At 69.4% G+C, this 2,583-nt stretch carries 2 protein-coding genes and 1 pseudogene; all 3 read left to right on the top strand.

Annotated elements, in window-relative coordinates:
* A partial coding sequence (locus ACFTZB_RS44910; protein ID WP_378442365.1) for a hypothetical protein occupies positions 1-313 on the top strand: 313 nt, incomplete at its 5' end.
* Between the two features lie 4 nt (positions 314-317).
* Positions 318-2,234: a hypothetical protein gene (locus ACFTZB_RS44905; protein ID WP_378442363.1), complete on the top strand. Its 1,917-nt coding sequence runs from the start codon at positions 318-320 to the stop codon at positions 2,232-2,234.
* Positions 2,234-2,583, top strand: a pseudogene (locus ACFTZB_RS44900) (hypothetical protein); the annotation flags it as partial. The gene ACFTZB_RS44905 and the pseudogene ACFTZB_RS44900, both read left to right, overlap by 1 nt.

The raw sequence follows: 2,583 nt of genomic DNA, 5'->3' as shown, positions 1-2,583 counted from the left end.
ACGCGAAGGCAACCCTGCGGGGCCGAACGCGGGACGCCGAACGTCGAAGCCACGCACCGATGCCCGAACCTCGGGTGGTCCCGTCGCCGCGGCGCCCACCGAGGAGTTGACGTCGAAGCTCGAGTCCCGCAGGGGTCCGGTGAAGGTGCAGCTGAACACGTGGGTGTTGGCGTCGACGGAGGCCCGGTTGAAGTGGCTGGTGAAAAACCGAGGGTTCACGGTCACCAGCGTCGTGGACGTGGCCCTGCAGGAGTTGCTGGACCGCTACGACGTCCCGGTGGCCGATCCCGATGGTCGGATCGGGGAGCAGTGAACCGATGAGCCGTCCGTGGGAGCAGATTGCCCTGTTCGACGTGCACGAGCCCTCGGCCCCGGATCCCGGCACCGACGATGCCGTCGAGGTCGACGCGGAGGGCACCGCCGCGGAAGAGTCGCAGACCCCTGCCGCGGCATCGTCGCCACCTGCCGTTGCTGCAGAATCGCCGACGCCTGCCGCTGCCGCGGAACCGCCGACACCTACGGCTGCCGCGGAACCGACGCCCGTGCCGGAGACCGAGTCGACGGCAACACTGAGCCGACCGGTGTGGGAGTCACTACCGGTCGGTGTGGAGGCGGATGAGCATGCGGTGATCGTGACCGCCGACGGAACGTACACCCCGTCCGGGCGGGAGTTGACGGGTCCGGTCGATTCGGTGGAGAAGCTCGACAAACTGGTGCGCTGGGCTGCCCTGAAACCGCTGGGTACGCCGCCGCAGGTGTGGATCGTGGGCCAGGGCGCGTGCGAATCCTTGGGGTGGGTGATCGACCCGGGCGACGAGGACGACTTCAAGGACATGGAGGCGCTGCGCACCCGCGCCGCCACCGACCTGACCGCGGTCCTGCAGGCCACCCTGACACCGATGCTGAACGCGGGGTGGGAGCTGCGCGGCGATCCGGGGCACGTGGTGCACCTGTCCCGGACGATCGGCAAGTTCACCTCGATGGTCGATGTGGTGCTCGAGCCGTACGTGTGGACCTATTGGAACAAGGACTTCGGCTGGAACAACCGGGTCGGGGAGATGGGGATCCTCGGCTCACCCACGGCGGGAACGTATCTCCCCGACGACGATCTGCCGGCGGCGCGGGAGTTGGGGCGCCGGTTGGCGTGGTGTGCGAAACACCTCGGCGTCCTTCCCGGGCCGACACCGGCGCGGACCGGCGCCGCGATCGTCGACAAGATCAAGCGGGAACGCACCCGGACGGGCAAGGGCCTGGTGGTGACGACCGCCGGCCCGGTGCCGCCGCTGGACGGCGCCCGGCGCGGGGACCTCGAACCCGCGGCCGGCTGGACCCGGGTCCCCGACGCACAGGACCTCGAGGGGGCGTGCCGGTTGGTGTCCATCGACCAACGCGCCGCCTATTTGGCGTCGGCCGGGATGCTGGAATTCGGGTACGGGCAACCCACCCACCTGACCGGCCACGCGGCGGCCGCGGCGGCGGTGGGGGACAAGGGTGCCCCGTTCGGGTTGTGGCGGATCACCCTCCCGCCCGCGCAGACGTTGTCGCTGCCCGAGAAGCTGCCCCTGCCGCATCCGCACATGCTCACCGATCAGCCGGTGCAGACCTGGGTCACCACGGTCAGCCTCGACGGGCTGCGGGAACCGGTGGCGGATGGGGGGATCGGCGCCGACCTCGACGACCTGGATGTCACGGAGGCGTGGGTGTTTCCGGAGCAGGGCCGGGTGTTGGACAAGTGGGCGAAAATTTTGCGGGAGGCGCGGAAGGTGTCGGTGGACACCGGGGATGCGGCGACGAAATTGTTCGTCGGGTCCTGCTACAAGGGGTACATCGGGCGGATGGTGAACCCGGACATGTGGACCGCGACCCGGATGGCCCATCATCACCAACCTTTGTGGCGGGCGGCGATCATCGCGCACTGCCGGTGGCGGGGCCGGCGGGTGGCGATGCGGATCGCCCGCGAGCACAATCGGTGGCCGGTCCGCACGGTCACCGACTCCTGGGTGTATTTGCTCGCCGACGGGGAGGGCCTCGCGGATGAGAGTGCGGCGTTGGGGAAGATGTCGGTGGAGAAGGACACCCCCCTCACCGAACCCCTGCTCTCCGCACTCACGTCGGCGGAGGATGTGCACGAGGTGAAACTGACGATCAATGCGGCGTTCGCCACCGACGACTTCGCCGACGACGACTTCGAAGCCGATGACGAGAACACCGACGACGGGGAGGGGGTGCTCTGATGGCCCTGCATCTTCCGAGGCCGCGGACCACGAAGCTGCCGCAGCAGGCGGTCGGTCTGGACGGCCTCAAGGTGTCGGTGGCCGACGCCGCGACCAGCGGTGTCGAAAAATCCAAACAGGTCAAGACCGGGGGTTTGGCCGGGCTGACCAGCAAGGTCTCCGTCAAGCAGTTGCGTAAGGAACTCGGGAACGAGGGGTTGCGGCAGGCGGCGATCGACGCCGGCCGCACCCCGCCGTCGGCGCGGACGTTGCGCCGGTGGGCGCAGCAGGGCCGCATCCCGCACGCGGATGTGCTCGAGCGAGCCCAACGCCGTGCGGCGATCGAACGCCTCGGTGGCGTCGATGCGGT

The organism is Rhodococcus sp. NPDC057014 (assembly GCF_042673295.1).
In the GTDB taxonomy this organism is placed as follows: domain Bacteria; phylum Actinomycetota; class Actinomycetes; order Mycobacteriales; family Mycobacteriaceae; genus Rhodococcus_F.
This window is presented reverse-complemented; position numbering and strand designations above follow the sequence as displayed.

What these genes read in the sequence shown, in the direction of transcription:
- ACFTZB_RS44905 (WP_378442363.1), top strand. Translation starts at nt 318, where the DNA reads ATGAGCCGTCCGTGGGAGCAGATTGCCCTGTTCGACGTGCACGAGCCC.